The 20,312-nt window shown below is 73.1% G+C and carries 18 protein-coding genes; 12 read left to right on the top strand and 6 right to left on the bottom strand.

Annotated elements, in window-relative coordinates; all coding sequences use genetic code 11:
- The first annotated feature begins 1 nt into the window (after position 1).
- Together B9W62_RS24925 and B9W62_RS24920 are read left to right on the top strand one after the other, a co-directional pair.
- Entirely contained in the window at positions 2-1,372 is a 1,371-nt protein-coding gene (locus B9W62_RS24925) for a hypothetical protein (RefSeq protein WP_087809241.1), read from the top strand.
- Positions 1,373-1,450: 78 nt separating this feature from the next.
- On the top strand, positions 1,451-2,245 hold the full coding sequence (locus B9W62_RS24920; RefSeq protein ID WP_087809240.1) for an ArsR/SmtB family transcription factor: 795 nt from the start codon (positions 1,451-1,453) through the stop codon (positions 2,243-2,245).
- Positions 2,246-2,254: 9 nt separating this feature from the next.
- On the opposite strand, the gene B9W62_RS24915 is transcribed toward B9W62_RS24920, so the two are convergent.
- The gene (locus B9W62_RS24915) at positions 2,255-3,202 is read right to left on the bottom strand and encodes an RNA polymerase sigma-70 factor (protein WP_087809239.1); all 948 of its coding nucleotides are present in this window, start codon (positions 3,200-3,202) and stop codon (positions 2,255-2,257) included.
- Between the two features lie 136 nt (positions 3,203-3,338).
- On the opposite strand from B9W62_RS24915, the gene B9W62_RS24910 reads away from it, so the two are divergent.
- The 6 genes from B9W62_RS24910 (at position 3,339) to rbsD (ending at position 9,922) form a co-directional block, all read left to right on the top strand.
- Positions 3,339-3,824, top strand: coding sequence for a carboxymuconolactone decarboxylase family protein (locus tag B9W62_RS24910; RefSeq protein ID WP_087812082.1), 486 nt, complete (start codon positions 3,339-3,341; stop codon positions 3,822-3,824).
- Positions 3,825-4,020: 196 nt separating this feature from the next.
- Positions 4,021-5,061: a LacI family DNA-binding transcriptional regulator gene (locus tag B9W62_RS24905; RefSeq protein WP_087809238.1), complete on the top strand. Its 1,041-nt coding sequence runs from the start codon at positions 4,021-4,023 to the stop codon at positions 5,059-5,061.
- Positions 5,058-6,611 (top strand): sugar ABC transporter ATP-binding protein, encoded by a 1,554-nt coding sequence (locus tag B9W62_RS24900; protein ID WP_087809237.1) that lies wholly within the window; start codon positions 5,058-5,060, stop codon positions 6,609-6,611. Before B9W62_RS24905 ends, B9W62_RS24900 begins: the two co-directional genes overlap by 4 nt.
- Positions 6,601-8,556, top strand: coding sequence for an ABC transporter permease/substrate-binding protein (locus B9W62_RS24895; protein WP_087809236.1), 1,956 nt, complete (start codon positions 6,601-6,603; stop codon positions 8,554-8,556). The genes B9W62_RS24900 and B9W62_RS24895 overlap by 11 nt, the downstream gene beginning before the upstream one ends.
- A gap of 59 nt (positions 8,557-8,615) precedes the next feature.
- The gene (locus B9W62_RS24890) at positions 8,616-9,536 is read left to right on the top strand and encodes a ribokinase (RefSeq protein ID WP_087809235.1); all 921 of its coding nucleotides are present in this window, start codon (positions 8,616-8,618) and stop codon (positions 9,534-9,536) included.
- Complete coding sequence (gene rbsD, locus B9W62_RS24885) at positions 9,533-9,922, top strand: D-ribose pyranase (RefSeq protein ID WP_087809234.1); 390 nt, start codon at positions 9,533-9,535, stop codon at positions 9,920-9,922. The genes B9W62_RS24890 and rbsD overlap by 4 nt, the downstream gene beginning before the upstream one ends.
- A 177-nt stretch (positions 9,923-10,099) precedes the next feature.
- Here the strand turns inward: rbsD and B9W62_RS24880 are convergent, their stop codons facing one another.
- The 3 genes from B9W62_RS24880 to B9W62_RS24870 are packed head-to-tail and all read right to left on the bottom strand — an operon-like array spanning position 10,100 to position 13,268.
- Complete coding sequence (locus B9W62_RS24880; protein ID WP_087809233.1) at positions 10,100-10,954, bottom strand: sugar phosphate isomerase/epimerase family protein; 855 nt, start codon at positions 10,952-10,954, stop codon at positions 10,100-10,102.
- Positions 10,951-12,120 carry a dihydrodipicolinate synthase family protein gene (locus tag B9W62_RS24875; RefSeq protein ID WP_087809232.1) on the bottom strand — a complete coding sequence of 390 codons (1,170 nt, stop codon included), beginning with the start codon at positions 12,118-12,120 and terminating at the stop codon, positions 10,951-10,953. Before B9W62_RS24875 ends, B9W62_RS24880 begins: the two co-directional genes overlap by 4 nt.
- Positions 12,117-13,268, bottom strand: a complete 1,152-nt coding sequence (locus tag B9W62_RS24870; RefSeq protein WP_179235654.1) for a Gfo/Idh/MocA family protein — start codon at positions 13,266-13,268, stop codon at positions 12,117-12,119. The genes B9W62_RS24875 and B9W62_RS24870 overlap by 4 nt, the downstream gene beginning before the upstream one ends.
- A 217-nt stretch (positions 13,269-13,485) precedes the next feature.
- Between B9W62_RS24870 and B9W62_RS24865 the strand changes: the two genes are divergently transcribed.
- The gene (locus tag B9W62_RS24865; protein ID WP_087809231.1) at positions 13,486-14,532 is read left to right on the top strand and encodes a LacI family DNA-binding transcriptional regulator; all 1,047 of its coding nucleotides are present in this window, start codon (positions 13,486-13,488) and stop codon (positions 14,530-14,532) included.
- Between the two features lie 221 nt (positions 14,533-14,753).
- Positions 14,754-15,554, top strand: a complete 801-nt coding sequence (locus B9W62_RS24860) for a sugar phosphate isomerase/epimerase family protein (RefSeq protein ID WP_179235653.1) — start codon at positions 14,754-14,756, stop codon at positions 15,552-15,554.
- Here B9W62_RS24860 and B9W62_RS24855 read toward each other — a convergent pair.
- The gene (locus B9W62_RS24855) at positions 15,538-16,191 is read right to left on the bottom strand and encodes a GNAT family N-acetyltransferase (protein WP_087809229.1); all 654 of its coding nucleotides are present in this window, start codon (positions 16,189-16,191) and stop codon (positions 15,538-15,540) included. The two genes, B9W62_RS24860 and B9W62_RS24855, sit on opposite strands and share 17 nt — an antisense overlap.
- Positions 16,188-17,126 carry an EamA family transporter gene (locus B9W62_RS24850; RefSeq protein ID WP_087809228.1) on the bottom strand — a complete coding sequence of 313 codons (939 nt, stop codon included), beginning with the start codon at positions 17,124-17,126 and terminating at the stop codon, positions 16,188-16,190. Before B9W62_RS24850 ends, B9W62_RS24855 begins: the two co-directional genes overlap by 4 nt.
- Positions 17,127-17,234: 108 nt before the next feature.
- Here B9W62_RS24850 and B9W62_RS24845 point away from each other — a divergent pair, with 108 nt between their 5' ends.
- Complete coding sequence (locus B9W62_RS24845) at positions 17,235-18,176, top strand: LysR family transcriptional regulator (RefSeq protein WP_087809227.1); 942 nt, start codon at positions 17,235-17,237, stop codon at positions 18,174-18,176.
- Positions 18,177-18,369: 193 nt separating this feature from the next.
- Complete coding sequence (locus B9W62_RS24840; protein ID WP_087809226.1) at positions 18,370-20,217, top strand: glycoside hydrolase family 3 protein; 1,848 nt, start codon at positions 18,370-18,372, stop codon at positions 20,215-20,217.
- The last annotated feature ends 95 nt before the right edge of the window (positions 20,218-20,312 follow it).

Raw genomic sequence — 20,312 nt, 5'->3', positions numbered from 1 at the left:
CATGACGGGAAGCGAACTCGATCGCCGGCTGGTCTCGGCGGCCCTGTCGGGTGACGCCGACACCGTGCGGGACCTGCTGCACGAAGGGGCGGATCCGAACACGCCGGCCCCCGAAGGGAGACTGCCGATCCTGTGCGCGGCCGTCGCGGCCTACGACGCGCCGGTCACCGAAGCGCTGATGGACGGCGGGGCCGATCCGGACCGGGAGCTGCCGGACGGGGGTACGCCGCTGTGGCGGGCCCTGGACGGCGGATCCCCGGCCGTCTTCGCGTCGGTGCTCGGCAAGGAACCCCGGCTGCGGCTGCCGGAACAGGAGCGTGAACGGCTGCTCGCCCGCGCGCGGAGCTGGTACGAGACGGGCCCGATCGAAGGGCTGCGGCACAGGACGGGGGCACGAGGTCCCGCGGTGTCGGTCCGGGTCACGGACGGCGACTACGACTGGGTCGACCAGTACACGCTCGGCGGCCTCGTCGTGCGGGCCGGGCACGGCGCCATCCTGACCTCGCTGGAGTGGTCGTTCCGCATCCCGACTCCGGTCGGCGAGCTGATCGACCGTGCCGTCCTCATACCGGACGAAGAGCATGTGGACTGGTCGGCGGTGTGGCTCACGCTCGTGCGGCGCCACTGCGAGGAAGTCCTGTCGGCCACGCTGGCACACCGCGACCATCCCGATCCGGCGCACCGCCGCTTCGTCGCGGACTACCTGCGTGCGCGCGGGATCATCGCGTGCGACTCCCCGTCCGCGGAGCGGGAGAGCGGGGTCCTCGCCGCGTGGGCGACGCGGGAGACGGACGGCGCGGTGCTCGCGAAGGTGCTGGAGGCCTTCGCGGAGTACGAGCATCCCGGCATGGAGGCGACCGGGCTGCGCCACGCCGCGCACCAGGACCCCCGCGTACGGCTGCGCGCGACCACCGTCCTCGACGCCTCGGAATCCCGGTCGCGCGAGGCCCGGGCGACCCTCCTCGCCCTCCTCGGCGACCCGGACGCCCGCGTACGGCTGGAGGCGTGCCGGGCGGGCCTGCGGGACGACGCCCTGCTCGCCCCCGCCGCCGAGGAGCTGGTCCGCCTGGCCGAAGGGCCGTACGCGGAGCTGCGAGGCGGGGTGGCGGAGGCGCTGGCCTCCTCCCGGGACCGTACGCCCGCCGTCGCCGACGCCCTGGCCGCTCTGCTGGCCGACGGCAACCAGCTCGTACGCCTGGAGGCCGCCTACGGCCTCGCCCTGCGCGACGATCCGCGCACCGGCGAGGCGATCGAGCGGGTCGGGCCGCTCGGCACCGGCTTCGAGCACGACCACCGGGTCAACGCGCTGTGGGACTGGAACCGTGACGGCAAGCGGCCGTGGCGGCTCTCGGCGGGTGCGGGAAACGCGTAGGCGGTGGACTTTGACATGCAACCCGTTGGCTGCCTAACGTGGAAGGCAGCCAATGGGCTGCATGTCAGAGGGGCGGAGATGGACGAGGTCTTCAAGGCGCTGGCCGACGGCAGCCGGCGACGGCTGCTGGACAGTCTGAACGCGCGCAACGGGCAGAGCCTGCGCGAGCTGTGCGCCGGGCTGGACATGGCCCGGCAGTCGGTGAGCAAGCACCTGGCGGTGCTGGAGGCGGCCCGCCTGGTCACCACCGTGCGGCGGGGCCGGGAGAAGCTGCACTACCTCAACGCCGAACCGATCAACGCCATCGCCGAACGCTGGATCAGCCGCTACGACCGCGAGCGGGTGCACGCACTCGCCGACCTCAAGCACGCGCTGGAGGACACCGCCATGGACAGCGACGCCTTCGTCTACACGACCTACATCAAGAGCACCCCGGAGAAGGTGTGGCAGGGGCTCACCGACCCGGCCTTCACGCGCCGCTACTGGGGGCTTGAGTTCGGTACCGACTGGGCGACCGGATCGCCCGTGGTGTGGCGGGAGCGGGGGGCCGAGACCGCCCACCCCGAGCAGGTCGTCCTCGAGTCCGACCCGCCCCGCCGCCTGTCGTACACCTGGCACACCTTCACGCCGGAATGGGCCGCGGCCAACGGGATCGACGACGCGACCCTCGCCAGGCTCTCCGCCGAGCGGCGGTCGAAGGTCGCCTTCGACATCGAGGACCTCGGCGGCGGCTCGGTGAAGCTGACCGTCGTCCATGACGGATTCGAGCCCGGCAGCACCGCCCGCGAGATGATCCAGCACGGCTGGCCGGCCCTGATGTCCAGCCTCAAGACGCTGCTGGAGACCGGTCAGGCGCTTCCGGAACCGCGGTGAGCCGGGGGCTCACCGGCTCAGGGTGGTCGCCTCCTCGCGCATGTACGACAGCTTCTCCGGGTTGCGCACCGCGTAGAGCCCCGTGATGCGGCCCTCGTCGAAGCGCACCGCCACCACCGTGTCGAGTTCGCCGTCGAGCCGGACGACCAGGGCCGGGTGTCCGTTGACCTGGGCCGGGTCCATCGTCATCACGACGGGCAGCTTGCTCAGGCCGCCGAGCATGAGGCGGGCCACCTTGTCGGCGCCCACGACGGGCCGCAGCACGGCCTGCTTGATGCCGCCGCCGTCGCCGAGCAGGACGACGTCCGGGGAGAGGACGTCGAGCAGGCCCTGGAGGTCGCCCGTCTCGACCGCCCGCTGGAAGGCCGCGAGCGCTTCCTGGGACTCGGTCGCCGACACCGCCCCGCGCGGCCGGCGTGCCGCGACGTGCGCGCGGGCCCGGTGCACGGTCTGGCGGACGGCGGCCGGGCTCTTCTCGACGGCCTCGGCGATCTCGTCGTAGTCGAGTTCGAACACCTCGCGCAGGACGAACACCGCCCGCTCGGTGGGCGAGAGCGTCTCCATGACCAGCATCATCGCCATCGACACGCTGTCGGCCAGCTCGACGTCCTCGGCCACGTCGGGGGTGGTGAGCAGCGGCTCGGGCAGCCAGGAGCCGACGTAGGACTCCTTGCGGCGGCCGAGCGTGCGCAGCCGGTTCAGGGCCTGGCGGGTGGTGACGCGGACCAGGTACGCGCGGCGGTCGCGCACCGTGTCGAGGTCGACGCCCGCCCACTTCAGCCAGGTCTCCTGGAGCACGTCCTCGGCGTCGGCGGCCGAGCCGAGCATCTCGTAGGCGACGGTGAAGAGCAGGTTGCGGTGGGCGACGAAGGACTCGGTGGCGTCGCCCTGTTCGCCGCTGTTCTCGCTGGTCACCAGCTTCTCCCGTTCGTTCGGTTCCGGCGGTGTCTCGTGCACGGGACACCGGCCGCCGGGCTTCTGTGACACCCGGCGGTGGTGGCCCGGGTCACGTCCGCGTCCTGTCACAGGGTGCGGGTCGGCGGCGTCTTGTGTGCGTCACCGAGGCACCGAGAACGAGGACGAGGACGAGATCATGGACACCCGATTCAATCTGTTCGAGAACGAGTTCGCCGGTCGGTTCGCGAAGCGCTTCGCCGGCATCGGCATGCTGATGCACGAGTCGCCGCTGCCGAAGGCCACGCAGGAACTGGTCTCGCTGCGGGCCAGCCAGATCAACGGCTGCGGCCACTGCATCGACATGCACGTCAAGGAGGCCGCGGCCGCCGGGGAGAGTGCGGTCCGGCTGCACCTGGTCGCCGCCTGGCGCGAGTCCACGGTGTTCACCGAGGCCGAGCAGGCCGCGCTGGCCCTCGCCGAGGAGGGCACCCGGCTCGCCGACGCGCACGAGGGCGTGTCCGACGAGACGTGGGCGCTGGTGCGCAAGCACTACGACGACGACCAGGTCGCCGCGCTGATCTGCCTGGTCGCCATGATCAACGCGGCCAACCGGCTCGCCGTGATCACGCACCAGAAGGGCGGCTCGTACGAGGCGGGGATGTTCGCGGCGGCCGTGAGCTGAGCGTCACGGCTCAGGGCCTCGCGAGGGCGCCGACGGCGATCCGGCCGTCGGCGCCCTCCCGCATGTCCGGGTCCCGAACGGATCCGCAGGGGCGGCGGTCACGATTCGGCATCGGCGCCGTCCCACCCCTTGAATCCGCCCGTGTAATCGTTTCCAATCCTCCGTGTAATCGATTCCACGAGGAGGTGGAACGACGATGGCGAGCATCAAGGACGTCGCCGCCGAGGCGGGTGTCTCCGTCGCGACGGTCTCGCGGGCGCTCAACGGCCACCCGTCGGTCAGCGCCGCCGCACGCGCCCGCGTGCTGGCCGCCGTCGAGACGCTGGGCTACCGCCCGAACGCCGTCGCCCGGTCGCTGCGCACCGACCAGACCCGCACCCTCGGCCTGGTCATCAGCGACGTGATGAACCCGTACTTCACCGAGCTGGCCCGCTCCGTCGAGGAGGAGGCCCGCGCGCTCGGCTACAGCGTCATCATCGGCAACGCCGACGAGCGGCCCGACCTCCAGGACCACCACGTCACCACGCTCCTTGACCGGCGGATCGACGGGCTCCTCGTCTCCCCCACCGACGGGGGTTCCCCGCGCATGCTGGACGCCGCGCGGGCCGGGACGCCGATGGTCTTCGTCGACCGGTGGATCCCCGGCGTGGACGTGCCCGTCGTCCGGTCGGACGGGCGGGCGGCCGTACGGGACCTGGTCGCGCACCTGCACGGGCTCGGGCACCGGCGGCTCGCGATCATCGCCGGGCCCGCCGCCACGACCACCGGACGCGAGCGCGTCGGCGCCTTCCGCGAGGCGCTCGCCGCGTACGGGCTTCCCCTCCCGGACGCCTACATCGGCCAGGGCGACTTCCAGGCCGGCAGCGGGCGCCGGGTCACCGAGGGCTTCCTCGACCTGCCCGAGCCGCCCGAGGTCGTCTTCGCCGCCGACAACCTGATGGCGCTCGGCGCGCTGGACGCCGTACGCGCACGCGGCCTGCGGGTCCCCGAGGACATCGGGCTCGCCGCGTTCGACGACATCCCGTGGTTCGTGCACACCGATCCGCCCGTCACCGCGATCGCCCAGCCCACCCGCGACCTCGGACGGGCCGCCGTACGTGCGCTCGTCGAGCGGATCTCGGGGCGGGCCGGTGAGTCCGTGACCCTTCCGGCACGGCTCGTCGTGCGCCGCTCGTGCGGCGAGCCCCCCGACGACCCCGCACAGTCCCCGTCCCCCGTACAAAGGAGTACGCCGTGAGCAGCCGCAGTCCGGACGAGTTGCTGCGCATCGAGGGCATCCGCAAGACCTTCCCCGGCGTGGTCGCGCTCGACAGCGTCGACTTCGACCTGCGCCGGGGCGAGGTGCACGTGCTCCTCGGTGAGAACGGCGCGGGCAAGAGCACCCTCATCAAGATGCTCTCCGGCGCCTACACGCCCGACGCCGGGCGGATCCTGGCCGGTGGCGAGGAGGTGCGCATCCACGGTGCGCAGGACTCCGAGCGCCTCGGGATCGCCACCATCTACCAGGAGTTCAACCTCGTCCCCGACCTGACGGTCGCCGAGAACATCTTCCTGGGGCGCCAGCCCCGCCGGTTCGGCATGATCGACCGGAAGAAGATGGACGCGGACGCCGAGGTGCTGCTGGAGCGGGTCGGGGTCAAGGTTTCGCCGCGGGCGCGGGTGCGGGAACTGGGCATCGCCCGGCTCCAGATGGTCGAGATCGCCAAGGCGCTCAGCCTGGACGCGCGGGTGCTCATCATGGACGAGCCGACCGCCGTGCTCACCTCCGACGAGGTGGAGAAGCTGTTCGCCATCGTGCGGCGGCTGCGTGAGGACGGCGTCGGCATCGTCTTCATCACCCACCACCTGGAGGAGATCGCCGCCCTCGGGGACCGCGTCACCGTCATCCGGGACGGCCGGAGCGTCGGGCAGGTGCCCGCCTCCACGCCGGAGGACGAACTGGTCCGGCTCATGGTCGGGCGGTCCATCGAGCAGCAGTACCCGCGCGAGCGCACCGACGCCGGTGAGCCCCTGCTCAAGGTGGAGGGGCTGACGAGGGACGGTGTCTTCCACGACGTCGGCTTCGAGGTGCGGGCCGGTGAGGTCGTCGGCATCGCGGGGCTGGTCGGGGCCGGGCGGACGGAGGTGGTGCGGGCGGTGTTCGGCGCCGATCCGTACGACGCCGGAACCGTGCACGTCGCAGGGGCGCCGCTGCGCCGGCACGACGTGAACGCCGCCATGGCCGCCGGGATCGGACTCGTCCCCGAGGACCGCAAGGGGCAGGGCCTCGTGCTCGACGCCTCCGTCGAGGAGAACCTCGGTCTCGTCACGCTGCGGTCCACCGCCCGCGCCGGGCTCGTCGACCTCAAGGGGCAGCACGCGGCGGCCGAGCGGATCGCCGGGCAGCTCGGCGTGCGGATGGCCGGGCTCGGGCAGCACGTGCGCACCCTGTCCGGCGGCAACCAGCAGAAGGTCGTCATCGGCAAGTGGCTGCTGGCGAACACCAAGGTGCTGATCCTCGACGAGCCGACGCGCGGTATCGACGTCGGCGCCAAGGTCGAGATCTACCAGCTCATCAACGAACTGACGGCCGCCGGTGCCGCCGTGCTCATGATCTCCAGCGATCTGCCGGAGGTGCTCGGCATGAGCGACCGCGTGGTCGTCATGGCGCAGGGCCGCGTCGCGGGCGAACTCCCCGCCGAACAGGCCACCCAGGACGCCGTGATGGCGCTCGCCGTCAGCACGCACACCAGCGACTCCCCGCACACCGACGGAACGGACGGAACGGAGGCCTCCCGTGGCCACTGACACGCTCAAGAGCAAGCCGGGCGCGCAGGGCGCCACGGGCGGGCTGCGCCGCCTGCTGCTCGACAACGGCGCGCTGACCGCGCTGATCGTCCTCGTCATCGCCATGTCGGCGCTGTCCGGGGACTTCCTGACCGCCGACAATCTCCTCAACGTCGGCGTCCAGGCCGCCGTCACCGCGATCCTCGCCTTCGGCGTCACCTTCGTCATCGTCTCGGCGGGCATCGACCTGTCGGTCGGCTCGGTCGCCGCGCTGTCGGCCACCGTGCTGGCCTGGAGCGCCACCGAGGCCGGGATGCCGGTGGTGCTCGCGGTGCTGCTGTCCGTCCTGACGGGCATCGCGTGCGGTCTGGTGAACGGTTTCCTCATCTCGTACGGGAAGCTGCCGCCGTTCATCGCGACGCTCGCCATGCTGTCGGTGGGGCGCGGTCTGTCGCTGGTCATCTCGCAGGGCTCGCCGATCGCCTTCCCGGACTCGGTCTCGCACCTCGGCGACACGCTCGGCGGCTGGCTGCCCGTGCCGGTGCTGGTGATGATCGTGATGGGCCTGATCACCGCGTTCGTCCTCGGCCGGACCTACATCGGCCGGTCCATGTACGCCATCGGCGGCAACGAGGAGGCCGCGCGGCTGTCCGGGCTGCGGGTGAAGCGGCAGAAGCTCGCCATCTACGCCTTCTCCGGTCTGTTCGCCGCCGCCGCGGGCATCGTGCTCGCCTCCCGGCTCTCCTCCGCGCAGCCGCAGGCCGCGCAGGGCTACGAGCTGGACGCCATCGCCGCCGTCGTCATCGGCGGCGCCTCGCTCGCGGGCGGCACCGGCAAGGCGTCCGGCACGCTGATCGGCGCGCTGATCCTCGCGGTGCTGCGCAACGGCCTCAACCTGCTGTCCGTCTCGGCGTTCTGGCAGCAGGTCGTCATCGGTGTCGTCATCGCGCTGGCGGTGCTCTTCGACACGCTGCGGCGCAAGGCGGGCGCGGTGACTCCGGCGGCCGGGGCGTCGGGCGGCGGCAACCGGGGCAAGCAGGCACTCACGTACGTGATCGCGGCCGTCGTCGCGGTGGCCGTGGTCGGCGCGACCTCGCTGCTGCACAACGGCTCCTCCGGCGGCAAGGACCAGAAGATAGGGCTGTCGCTGTCCACGCTGAACAACCCGTTCTTCGTGCAGATCAGGAACGGCGCGGAGGAGGAGGCGAAGAAGCTGGGCGTGGACCTGACGGTCACGGACGCCCAGAACGACGCCTCGCAGCAGGCCAACCAGCTCCAGAACTTCGTCAGCGGCAGCCTGTCCGCGGTCATCGTCAACCCGGTGGACTCCGACGCGGCCGGTCCCTCGGTGCGCTCGGCGAACAAGGACGACATCCCGGTCATCGCCGTGGACCGCGGCGTCAACAAGGCGGACACCTCCGCGCTGGTCGCCTCCGACAACGTCGAGGGCGGTGAGCTGGGCGCCAAGGCGCTCGCCGAGAAGCTCGGCGGCAAGGGCACCATCGTCATCCTCCAGGGCCAGGCCGGCACCTCCGCCAGCCGGGAGCGCGGGGCGGGCTTCGCGGCCGGGCTGAAGCAGTACCCGGGCATCAAGGTCGTCGCCAAGCAGCCCGCGGACTTCGACCGCACCAAGGGCCTGGACGTGATGACGAACCTGCTCCAGGCGCACCCGGACGTCGACGGCGTCTTCGCGGAGAACGACGAGATGGCGCTGGGCGCGATCAAGGCGCTGGGTTCCAAGGCCGGCAAGTCGGTCCAGGTCGTCGGCTTCGACGGCACCCCGGACGGGCTGAAGGCGGTCCAGGGCGGCACGTTGTACGCCTCCGTGGCGCAGCAGCCGAAGGAACTGGGCAGGATCGCCGTACAGAACGCGGTGCGGGCTGCCGAGGACAAGAAGGTGGAGCAGACGGTGAAGGTGCCCGTAAAGGTCGTCACCAAGGAGAACGTGGCCGGCTTCGAGGGCTGAGACCGGTCCTCGGGACCCGGCGGGAACCAGTGGGAATCACTCGAATCGGAGAGCGACTGATGTACGACTACGACCTGCTGGTCGTCGGGTCGGCCAACGCCGACCTGGTGATCGGTGTCGAGCGGCGGCCGGGGGCCGGGGAGACGGTGCTCGGCTCCGACCTGGCCGTCCACCCGGGCGGCAAGGGCGGCAACCAGGCCGTCGCCGCCGCCCGGCTCGGTGCCCGTACGGCCCTGCTGGCCCGGGTCGGCGACGACGACTACGGGCGGCTGCTGCTGGACTCGCAGCGGGCGGCCGGTGTCGACACGGTCGGTGTGCTGGTGGGCGGCGCCCCGACCGGCGTCGCGCTGATCACCGTCGACCCGTCCGGGGACAACAGCATCGTGGTCTCGCCGGGCGCCAACGGCCGGCTGGCACCGGGCGACGTCCGCGCCGCCGCGAGCCTCTTCCACGCCTCCCGGGTGGTCTCCACCCAGTTGGAGATCCCGTTGGAGACGGTCGTGGAGGTGGTCCGCTCGCTCGCGCCGGACAGCCGCTTCGTGCTGAACCCGTCGCCGCCGCGCCCGCTGCCGCAGGAGGTGCTGGCCGCCTGCGACCCGCTGATCGTCAACGAGCACGAGGCCAAGGTGCTCCTCGGGGACGCGCTGGTCGGCGAGGGGCCCGAGGACTGGGCCCGCGTCCTGCTGGCCAAGGGCCCGCGCTCGGTGGTCGTGACCCTGGGCGCCGAGGGCGCGCTGGTCGCGTCGGCCGCCGCGGGCGTGGTCCGGGTGCCGTCCGTGAAGGTGGCGGCGGTGGACACCACGGGCGCGGGCGACGCGTTCACGGCGGCGCTGGCCTGGCGGCTCGGCACCGGCGAGTCGCTCGCCGAGGCGGCGGCGTACGCGGCCCGGGTGGGCGCGGCGGCGGTCACGAAGGCGGGCGCGCAGGAGTCGTACCCGACGGCGGCCGAGGCCGAGGCACTGGAGGCCGGGGCGCTGTGAAGAAGGCCGGGATACTCAATCGCCACCTCTCCGGCGCCCTCGCCGAACTCGGGCACGGGGACGGCGTCCTGGTGTGCGACGCGGGCATGCCCGTGCCGGACGGGCCGCGCGTCGTCGACCTGGCCTTCCGGGCCGGGGTGCCGTCCTTCGCGGAGGTCCTCGACGGCCTGCTGGCCGAGCTGGTCGTGGAGGGCGCGACGGCGGCGGCGGAGGTCCGGGAGGCGAACGCGGAGTGCGCGGCGCTGCTCGACGGGCTCTTCCCCGCCCTCGAACTCGTCCCGCACGAGCGGCTCAAGGAGCTGTCGGCGGGCGCGCGGCTGATCGTGCGCACCGGGGAGGCGCGGCCGTACGCCAACGTGCTGCTGCGGTGCGGGGTCTTCTTCTGAGGCGCTGAGGTCCGCCCGGGTGCGGGACACGTTTGAGGGGGCCCGGTCGACGACCGGGCCCCCTCGGGGTCCCCTCCCCTTCAGAACCCCGGGAATTCCCCCCCAGGTACCCCCACGGGAGTTCTGATGCCAAGTACGACCCGCCGAAGGGCGGAAGGGTTGCACGGGTCGGCGGAATTATTTTCCGGGCGCCCCGTCCCCCGCGTGCTCGGCGAACCGGGCCGCCGTCTCGGCGAGCACCTCACGCCCGTCCCGTGCCCACAGCCCCTCGTTGAACAGCTCGACCTCGATGGCGCCGGTGTACCCGGCCGCCTCGACGTACCCCTTCCACTCCCGCATGTCGATCGCGCCGTCGCCGATCTGGCCGCGGCCGTTGAGGACGCCCTCGGGCAGCGGAGTCGTCCAGTCGGCGAGCTGGAAGGTGTGGATACGGCCGCCCGCGCCGGCCCGGGCGATCTGCTCGGGCGCCCGGTCGTCCCACCAGATGTGGTACGTGTCGACGGTGACGCCGACCTGCCGGGCCGGGAAGCGTTCGGCGAGGTCCAGGGCCTGGGTGAGGGTGGAGACCACGCAGCGGTCCGAGGCGTACATGGGGTGCAGCGGCTCGATGGCCAGGCGTACGCCGTGCCGCTCGGCGTAGGGGCCCAGCTCGGCCAGCGCGTCCGCGATGCGTTCGCGGGCGGCCCGCAGGTCCTTGTCGCCGTCCGGGAGGCCGCCGGAGACCAGCACGAGGGTGTCGGTGCCGAGGACGGCGGCCTCGTCGACGGCGCGGCGGTTGTCGGCCAGGGCCCGGGCGCGTTCGCCGGGGTCGACGGCCGTGAGGAAGCCGCCGCGGCACAGGGTGGTGACGGTCAGGCCCGCTTCGCGGACCAGCTTGGCGGCCGCCTCGACACCGTAGGACTGCACGGGGGCGCGCCACAGGCCGACGTTGCCGATGCCCAGTTCGCCGCAGGCTGCGGTCAGTTCGGGCAGGGAGAGCTGCTTGACGGTCATCTGGTTGATGCTGAAGCGGGTGAGGCCGGGGTCGCTCATCGGGTCACTCCGTAGAGGCTCAGCAGGTTCCGCATGCGTTCCTCGGCCAGCTTCGGGTCCGGGAACAGGCCGAGTCCGTCCGCGAGTTCGTAGGCGCGGGCGAGGTGCGGCAGGGAGCGGGCCGACTGGAGGCCGCCGACCATCGTGAAGTGGCTCTGGTGGCCGGACAGCCAGGCCAGCAGGACCACGCCCGTCTTGTAGTAGCGGGTGGGGGTCTGGAAGAGGTGGCGGGAGAGTTCCACGGTGGGGTCGAGCAGGGCGCGGAAGCCGTCCGTGTCCCCGGTGTCGAGGACGCGGACCGCCTCGGCGGCCAGCGGGCCCAGCGGGTCGAAGATGCCGAGCAGGGCGTGGCTGAAGCCCTGTTCGTCGCCCGCGATCAGCTCCGGGTAGTTGAAGTCGTCGCCGGTGTAGCAGCGGACGCCCTGCGGGAGGCGGCGGCGGATGTCGATCTCGCGCCGGGCGTCCAGGAGGGAGACCTTGATGCCGTCGACCTTGTCGGGGTGGGCGGCGATGACCTCCAGGAAGGTGTCGGTCGCCGCGTCCAGGTCGGACGAGCCCCAGTAGCCCTCCAGCGCCGGGTCGAACATCGGGCCCAGCCAGTGCAGGATCACGGGTTCGGCGGCCTGGCGCAGGAGGTGGCCGTAGACCTCCAGGTAGTCGTCCGGGCCCTCGGCGGTGGCGGCGAGGGCGCGGGAGGCCATGAGGACGGCCCGGGCGCCCGACGCCTCGACGACGGCGAGCTGTTCCTCGTAGGCCGCGCGGACCTCGGCGAGGGTGGTGCCGGTGGTCGCGGTCAGCTGGTCGGTGCCGACGCCGCAGGCGATGCGGCCGCCGGTCGTCCTCGCCTCGGCGGCGGAGCGGCGGATCAGCTCGGCGGCTGTGGCCCAGTCCAGGCCCATGCCGCGCTGGGCGGTGTCCATCGCCTCGGCGACGCCGAGCCCGTGGGACCACAGGTGGCGGCGGAAGGCGAGGGTGGCGTCCCAGTCGACGGCGGCGGGCCCGTCGGGGCTGGTGTCGGCGTACGGGTCGGCTACGACGTGCGCGGCCGAGAAGACCGTACGGGAGGTGAAAGCGCTTCCCGGGGCCGACCGGAGCGCCGGCAGCGGCTCGGTGCGCGGTTCGTAGGCGCGCAGGGCGCCGTGCGCGTCGGGGAGGTGGAGGGTCACAGCGCGATCTCCGGTACGTCGAGGCGGCGGCCCTCGGCCGAGGACTTCAGGCCCAGCTCGGCGAGCTGGACGCCGCGGGCGCCGGCCAGCAGGTCCCAGTGGTAGGGGGCGTCGGCGTAGACGTGGCGCAGGAACAGCTCCCACTGGGCCTTGAAGCCGTTGTCGAACTCGCCGTTGTCCGGGACCTCCTGCCACTGGTCGCGGAAGACCTCGGTGGCGGGGATGTCCGGGTTCCAGACCGGCTTGGGGGTGGCCGAGCGGTGCTGCACGCGGCAGTTGCGCAGTCCCGCGACGGCGGAGCCCTCGGTGCCGTCGACCTGGAACTCGACCAGTTCGTCGCGGTGGACGCGGACCGCCCAGGAGGAGTTGATCTGCGCGATCGCACCGCCGTCGAGTTCGAAGACGCCGTACGCGGCGTCGTCGGCGGTGGCGTCGTAGGGCTTGCCCTTCTCGTCCCAGCGCTCGGGGATGTGGGTGGCGGTGAGGGCCTGGACGGACTTCACGCGGCCGAACAGCTCGTGCAGGACGTACTCCCAGTGCGGGAACATGTCGACGACGATGCCGCCGCCGTCCTCGGTGCGGTAGTTCCAGGACGGGCGCTGCGCCTCCTGCCAGTCGCCCTCGAAGACCCAGTAGCCGAACTCGCCGCGCACCGACAGGATCCGGCCGAAGAAGCCGCCGTCGATGAGGCGCTTCAGCTTGAGCAGGCCGGGGAGGAAGAGCTTGTCCTGGACGACGCCGTGCTTGATGCCGGCCGCGTTCGCCAGGCGGGCGAGTTCCAGGGCGCCGTCCAGGCCGGTGGCGGTGGGCTTCTCGGTGTAGACGTGCTTGCCCGCGGCGATCGCCTTCCTGATCGCCTCCTCGCGGGCCGAGGTCACCTGGGCGTCGAAGTAGAGGTCGATGGTGTCGTCGGCCAGGACCGCGTCCAGGTCCGTGGAGACGTGGTCGAGTCCGTGGCGTTCGGCCAGCGCCCTGAGCGCGTGCTCGCGGCGGCCGACCAGGACCGGCTCCGGCCACAGCACGGTGCCGTCGCCGAGGTCGAGCCCGCCCTGTTCGCGCAGGGCCAGGATGGAGCGGACGAGGTGCTGGCGGTAGCCCATGCGCCCGGTCACACCGTTCATGGCGATACGCACCGTCTTGCGTGTCACGTCATTCCCTTCGTACGAGCCGTACCGCGAGCCCCGGATCAAGTTCGAGCCGTACAGCAAGCGCTTTCTATGTAGGACGAAGCTAGCCTGTGAACGGTGGTCTGGACAAGACCGCGACCGGGGCGAGTTGTTCGAGGGGGCGAACGGCGGCGGGCGGTGGCCGTAAGGTCAGCCGGTACGGCGTTCGGCTCACACGCGCGATGCGGAGGACGAGGACATGACGGTGACACTGGCGGACGTGGCGGCCCGCGCCCAGGTCTCCCCCGCGACGGTGTCGCGCGTACTGAACGGCAACTACCCGGTGGCCGCCTCCACCCGGGAGCGGGTGCTCAAGGCCGTCGACGAGCTGGACTACGTGCTCAACGGCCCCGCGAGCGCGCTGGCGGCGGCCACGTCCGACCTGGTCGGCATCCTCGTCAACGACATCGCCGACCCCTTCTTCGGCATCATGGCCGGCGCCGTCCAGTCCGAGATCGGCGGGCCGGGCGGCCGGGCGGGCGGCGAGAGACTCGCCGTGGTCTGCAACACCGGCGGCACCCCGGAGCGCGAGCTGACCTACCTCACGCTGCTCCAGCGCCAGCGCGCGGCGGCGGTCGTGCTGACCGGCGGCGCGATGGAGGACGAGGCCCACCAGACGGCCGTGGCGGCCAAGCTGCGCAAGCTCACGGAGGCCGGAACGCGGGTGGTGCTGTGCGGGCGGCCGCCGGCGCCGGACACCGGGGCGATCGCGCTCACCTTCGACAACCGCGGGGGCGGCCGGGAGCTGACCGAGCACCTGATCGGGCTCGGCCACCGGCGGCTCGGCTACATCGCGGGCCCGGAGGAACGGACCACGACGCGGCACCGGCTGGAGGGGCACCGCACCGCGCTCGCCGCGCACGGCATCGAGGAGGACCCCCGCTGGACGGTCCACGGCCGCTACGACCGGCAGGCCGGGTACGAGGCCACGCTGGAACTGCTGCGCAGGGACCCGACACTGACCGCCGTCGTCGCCGCGAACGACTCCGTCGCGCTGGGCGCGTGCGCGGCGCTGCGCGACTCGGGGCTGCGGATCCCGGACGACGTGTCCGTGGCCGGCTTCGACGACCTGCCGTTCAGCATCGACGCGGTGCCCGCGCTGACCACGGTGCGGCTGCCGCTGGCGGAGGCGGCGGCGCGGGCGGGGCGGGTCGCGACGGGGCGGGAGGAGGCGCCGGTGGGCGGAATCGCGATGGTGCGGGGGGAGTTGATGGTACGGGGGTCCTCCGGACGGCCGCGGTCTTGAACGGACCGTTGCTGACACGGTGGGCCCGCGTCGGTGTGGCCGCCCTGGGGGCTGCGCCCCCAGACCTCCCTTCGGCCTGAACGGCCTCGTCCTCAAGCTCTCCCAGAGGGGGCACCCCCAACGGGCTGGTGGTACCGGTCGGCGTCCCCCATGCGGCCGGGCCGATTTCACCGGCCTGCGTCGACAGGTAAAACGCGTGATCGCGGGTACGCTCCGTGGGCATGAAGCTGGCGTTCTCCACTCTCGGTGTTCCCGGACTGCCCCTGGCCGATGTGCTGGGGCTCGCTGCCGCGCACGGCTATCACGGTGTCGAGTTGCGCGCCCATCCGGAGGAACCGGTCCACCCGGGCATGGGTCCGGACGAACGGGCCGCGGTGGCGGCCGAGTTCAAGGCGGCCCGGGTCGAGCCGCTGGGGCTCGCGGGGTATGCGCGGGTCGCCGCGCCCGGGGACGACGAGGCGGTGATCGCCGAGGTGCGCGGCCTGCTGGACCTCGCCCGGGACCTGGGCGCACCGTATGTCCGGGTGTTCCCCGGCGGCGGGACCGAGCAGAGCGCCGAGGAGGCCGACGCGGTGGCCGCGCGGCGGCTGGGCACGGCCGCCGAGTACGCCGCCGAGCTGGGCGTGCGCATCCTGCTGGAGACCCACGACTCGCACCGCACGGGCGCCGACGCGATGCGCGTCCTCGGGCTGGTCGGGCACCGGCAGGTCGGCGCCCTGTGGGACGTGATGCACACCTGGCTGGGCGGGGAGCAGCCCTTCGAAACGTACGCGGCGCTCTCCCCGCACCTGGGCTACGTCCAGGTCAAGGACATCGCCTCCGCCGAGGACACCACGCCGCTGCCGTTGGGCGCGGGGGTGCTGCCGCTGACCGAGGTGGTGGACGTGCTGTCCCGGCACGGCTGGGACGGCTGGCTGTGCTGGGAGTACGAGAAGCGCTGGTACGAGTCGGCGGCGCCGCTGCCCGAGCTGCTGGGGCAGGGGCGCGAGCACCTCGCCCGGCTGCTCACGGACGCGGCGTGAACGTGGGCGCGGACGCCGCGGCAGCCGACCGGACCCGGTGCTCCAGCCGCTCCCGGCACCCCGGCCACTCCGCCGCCGTGATCGAGTAGATCGCGGAGTCGCGCAGCCGGCCCTCCTCGCCCGGCGCCCAGGAGCGGGACCAGTTGCGCAGGACGCCCTCGAAGCGGGCGCCCGTCTTCGCGATCGCGGCGCGGGAGCGCTGGTTGCGGGCGTCGGTCTTGAGGTCGACGCGGGACACGCCGAAGACCTCGAAGGCGTGGCGGAACAGCAGCAGCTTGGCCTCGGCGTTGACGCCCGTGCCCTGGGTGGAACGGGCCAGCCAGGTGAAGCCGACCTCGACGGCGTCGAGCGCGTCGTCGGTGAGCCAGGAGCGGGGCTCCCAGAAGGCGGTGGCGCCGACCGCACGGCCGGTGGCGAGGGACACCTGGGCGTAGGGTGCCAGCCTTCCGGTGGCCGCGGTGGCCAGGTGGGCGTCGATGTAGGCGCCGACCTCGTCGGTCCTCGGTACCGAGGTGAAGTCGTAGGTGCCGCGGTCCTCCTCCGCCGCCACCGCCAGGTCGGCCGCGTGCCGGTGGTCCAGCGGCTCCAGTCGTACCAGCGTGCCTTCGAGGACCGGGCCCTTCAGTGTGAACGTCACCGCACGGATTCTTCAGCCGGAGCGGGGAGCCGTCCAGCGAATTCCGGGGAGGTGCGGACGGTCAGCCGCGGCCCGCGTCCGCGTGCGGGGGTGAGCGTCGTCAGCGCCACCCCGCCCACCAGCAGGGCCGCCGCGCACCAGCGCAGGGGGGTCACCGACTCGCCGAGGAAGAGGGCCGCCGACGACATGCCGAAGACCGGGACCAGGAGGGAGAACGGGGCGACCGTCGAGGCGGGGTGACGGCGCAGCAGCCAGCCCCAGGCGCCGAAGCCGAAGACGGTCGAGACCCAGGCGACGAAGAGGATCGTGCCCGCTCCCTGCCAGTCCAGGGCGCGCAGGGCCGCGAGGTCCTCGGCGGGGCCCTCGGTGAGCAGGGAGAGGGCCAGCAGGGGGAGTACGGGGACGGTGGACACCCAGACCATGAAGTTCAGCGCGTCGGGCGGGGACGCCTTGCGGGTCAGGACGTTGGACAGGCCCCAGGCCGCCGCGGCGCCGACGACCATCAGGAACGCGCCCAGCGGTCCCGAGGTGCCCTCGTCCAGCGCCGCCACGCCGATGCCGGCCAGCGCGACCAGCATGCCGAGGGCCTGGACGCGGGAGGGGCGTTCGGCGAGGACCGCGGCGGCGAACACCGCGGTGAACACCGCCTGGATCTGGAGGACGAGGGACGACAGGCCGGCCGGCATGCCCGCGTCCATGCCGACGAAGACCAGGCCGAACTTGGCCACGCCCAGCACCAGCCCCACCGCCGCGATCCACTTCCACGCCACCTTGGGGCGGCCCACCAGGAAGACGGCGGGCAGCGCGGCCGCCAGGAAGCGCAGGGCGGAGAACAGGAGCGGCGGGAAGTGGTCGAGGCCGATCTCGATGACCGTGAAGTTCACGCCCCAGACGGCGGCGACGAGCACGGCGAGGAGGAGGTGGGAAGGTCGCATGCGTCGAGCATCGACCGGACGGACCGTGTAGCACCAGCGATGATTACTGCATGGTTGGATGAAGCATCGCTGTTCAATCGTCCTCCGTCCCTTTCCCCGGGAGCCGTCATGCTCGACCTCCAGCGGCTGCGCGCCCTGCACGCCGTGTCCGTGCACGGAACCGTCGGGGCGGCCGCCGCCGCGCTGGGTTTCACACCGTCCGCCGTGTCGCAGCAGATCGCCAAGCTGGAGCGGGAGACCAGGACGGTGCTGCTGGAGCGCGAGGGCCGCGGCGTGCGGCTCACCGACGAGGCGTGGCAACTGGCGGCCACGGCAGCGGAGTTGCTGGCCCTCGTGGAGCGGGCCGAGACCCGGCTCGAGGAGCGCCGCGGGGTGCCGTCGGGGCGGCTGACCATCGCCGCGTTCGCGTCGGCGGCGCGCGGGCTGCTGCCGTCCGTGCTGGCCGACCTGGCGGTTCGCCACCCCGCGCTGGACGCGCGGCTCACCGAGGTCGACCCGCACCTGTCCGTGGACCTGGTGGCCAAGGGGGCCGTCGACCTGGTGGTGGCGCACGACTGGGACATCGCCCCGCTGCCGGCCCCGGCCGGGGTCGAGCAGGCCTCGATCGGGGAGGACCTGTGCGACCTGCTGGTGCCCGAGGGTCACCGTTTCGCGGGCCGGGCGGCCGTGCGGCGGGACGAGTTGGGCGGGCAGCGGTGGATCTGCCAGCCGCCCGGCCGGGTCTGCCACGACTGGCTGATGCGCACGCTGCGGGGCGCCGGGCACGAGCCGGACATCGTCCACCAGGCGGACGAGAACCCGACCCTGGTCGCACTGGTCGCGGCCGGCCTCGGCGTCGCCCTCATCCCCCGGCTGGGGCGCGGCCCCCTGCCCGCGGGGGTGGTCGAGGTCCCGCTCGACCCGATGCCGGTACGCCGCCTGTACGCCCTGTGGCGCACGGGCGCGGCCCGCCGCCCGGCCATCGCGGAAACGGTCCGCACCCTCCGCGCCCACTGGCCGACGATCGCGACCCGCACCGGCCCGCCGCGCCAGGCCGCCGCCCCCGCCTGACCCCGCGCCGGCCGCCCGCCCGACGGGGCCCCAGGAGCAAGCGCCTTCTGAGCGCTTGGCCGCACTCGGGCCCCCGCCGGGTGCCCCGGCTCCCTTCGGGCGACTCCTGTGCGGTCCCTTGACTGGCAGAAACTTCCCGGATATTGGTGACTCCTTGGCAGTTTCCTTCACCAGCCCTCCGGAAGGAGCGCACGTGCACCACAGCAGCACGGCCGGCACGGGAAGCACCGCACAGCCCTCCAGACGTACCGTCCTCGCCGCGACGGCGGTCGTCACCGCGGCCCTCGCGGCCGGGGGCGGCACGGCGTACGCCGACGCCCGCAGGCCCGACGACGACAAGCTGCGCGGCCTGATCTCCCGCATGACGCTGGAGGAGAAGGTCGGCCAGCTCTTCGTCATGCGGGTCTACGGCCACTCCGCCACCGAACCCGACCAGGCCGACATCGACGCCAATATGGAGGAGATCGGCGTCCGCACCGCGGCCGAGCTGGTCGCCCGGTACCGGGTCGGCGGCATCATCTACTTCGCCTGGGCGCACAACACCCGCGACCCGCACCAGATCGCCGACCTGTCCAACGGCATCCAGAAGGCCTCCCTGGAGCAGCCGCGCGGCCTCCCGGTGCTCGTCTCCACCGACCAGGAGTACGGGATAGTGGCTCGCGTGGGCGAGCCGGCGACCCTCTTCCCGGGCGCGATGGCCGTCGGCGCGGGCGGGTCGCGGTCCGACGCCCGCACCCTCGGCAGGGTCGCGGGCGCCGAGCTGCACGCCATGGGCATCCGCCAGGACTACTCGCCGGTGGCCGACGTGAACGTCAACCCGGCCAACCCGGTGATCGGCGTACGGTCCTTCGGCGCCGACCCCGAGGCCGTGGCGGGGCTGGTGGCGGCCGAGGTGACGGGGTATCAGCGCTCCGGCGTCGCCGCGTGCGCCAAGCACTTCCCCGGGCACGGCGACACCGCCACCGACAGCCACACCGGCCTCCCGGTGATCACGCACAGCCGGGAGCAGTGGGAGAGGCTGGACGCGCCGCCCTTCCGCGCCGCGATCGAGGCGGGCATCGACGCGATCATGACCGCCCACCTCGTGGTCCCGGCGCTCGACGACTCCGGCGACCCGGCCACCCTCTCCCGCCCCATCCTCACCGGCATCCTGCGCGAGGAACTGGGCTACGACGGGGTCGTGGTCACCGACTCCCTCGGCATGCAGGGCGTACGCACGAAGTACGGCGACGCGCGGGTGCCGGTGCTGGCCCTGAAGGCCGGTGTCGACCAGTTGCTCAACCCGCCGGACCTGCCGCTCGCCTGGAACGCCGTCCTGACGGCCGTACGGGAGGGCGAACTCACCGAGGCGCGGCTCGACGAATCGATCCTGCGGGTGCTGCGGCTGAAGGCCAAGCTGGGGCTGTTCCGGGACGCGTACACCAGCCGCCGGGACGTCGACCGGACCGTCGGCACCCGGGCGCACCTGGCCGCGGCCGACCGGATCGCCGAGCGGAGCACCACGCTGCTGGTCAACGAAGGGGCGCTGCTGCCGCTCTCGCGCCGCGAGCACCGCAGGCTGCTGGTGGTGGGCGCCGACCCGGCCTCGCCGTCGGGCACCACCGGGCCGCCCACCGGCGTACTCGCGGGCGCGCTGACGGAGCTGGGCTTCACGGCCACCGCGCTGTCCACCGGCACGGCGCCCTCCGCCGCCGTGATCGACCGCGCCGTCGCGGCGGCCGGGGACGCCGACGCGGTGGTGGTCGCCACGTACAACGTGACCGCGGGCAGCAGCCAGCGGACCCTGGTCACGCGGCTGCTGGAGACCGGGAGGCCGGTCGTGGCGGTCGCCGTCCGCAACCCGTACGACGTCGCCCAGCTGCCCGGCGTGCCCGCCTTCCTCGCCGCCTACTCCTGGACCGACGTGGAGGTACGGGCGGCGGCCCGGGTGATCGCCGGGCGGGTGCGGCCGCGCGGAAAGCTGCCGGTGCCGGTGGTGCGGGCGGAGGATCCGGACACGGTGCTCCTCCCGCTCGGGCACGGGCTGGCCTACCGGTCGTAGCCCGGGGCGCGGTCCGGTGTCGCAGCCTGCGTCGTAGGCCGGGTCGCAGGCAGGGCCGTAGGCCGGGTGGCGGTCCGTCGTAGGCCGGGTGACGG

This window comes from Streptomyces sp. CS113 (assembly GCF_002188365.1).
GTDB lineage: Bacteria > Actinomycetota > Actinomycetes > Streptomycetales > Streptomycetaceae > Streptomyces > Streptomyces tendae.
The sequence above is the reverse complement of the archived record's forward strand: the minus strand, read 5'-3'. Positions and strand labels throughout refer to the sequence as shown.

Excerpts from the sequence above, each read along its gene's own strand:
- B9W62_RS24925 (WP_087809241.1), top strand. The coding sequence starts at position 2 with ATGACGGGAAGCGAACTCGATCGCCGGCTGGTCTCGGCGGCCCTGTCG.
- B9W62_RS24920 (WP_087809240.1), top strand. The coding sequence starts at position 1,451 with ATGGACGAGGTCTTCAAGGCGCTGGCCGACGGCAGCCGGCGACGGCTG.
- B9W62_RS24910 (WP_087812082.1), top strand. The coding sequence starts at position 3,339 with ATGGACACCCGATTCAATCTGTTCGAGAACGAGTTCGCCGGTCGGTTC.
- B9W62_RS24905 (WP_087809238.1), top strand. The coding sequence starts at position 4,021 with ATGGCGAGCATCAAGGACGTCGCCGCCGAGGCGGGTGTCTCCGTCGCG.
- B9W62_RS24890 (WP_087809235.1), top strand. The coding sequence starts at position 8,616 with ATGTACGACTACGACCTGCTGGTCGTCGGGTCGGCCAACGCCGACCTG.
- B9W62_RS24880 (WP_087809233.1), bottom strand. The coding sequence starts at position 10,954 with ATGAGCGACCCCGGCCTCACCCGCTTCAGCATCAACCAGATGACCGTC.
- B9W62_RS24865 (WP_087809231.1), top strand. The coding sequence starts at position 13,486 with ATGACGGTGACACTGGCGGACGTGGCGGCCCGCGCCCAGGTCTCCCCC.
- B9W62_RS24860 (WP_179235653.1), top strand. The coding sequence starts at position 14,754 with ATGAAGCTGGCGTTCTCCACTCTCGGTGTTCCCGGACTGCCCCTGGCC.
- B9W62_RS24850 (WP_087809228.1), bottom strand. The coding sequence starts at position 17,126 with ATGCGACCTTCCCACCTCCTCCTCGCCGTGCTCGTCGCCGCCGTCTGG.
- B9W62_RS24845 (WP_087809227.1), top strand. The coding sequence starts at position 17,235 with ATGCTCGACCTCCAGCGGCTGCGCGCCCTGCACGCCGTGTCCGTGCAC.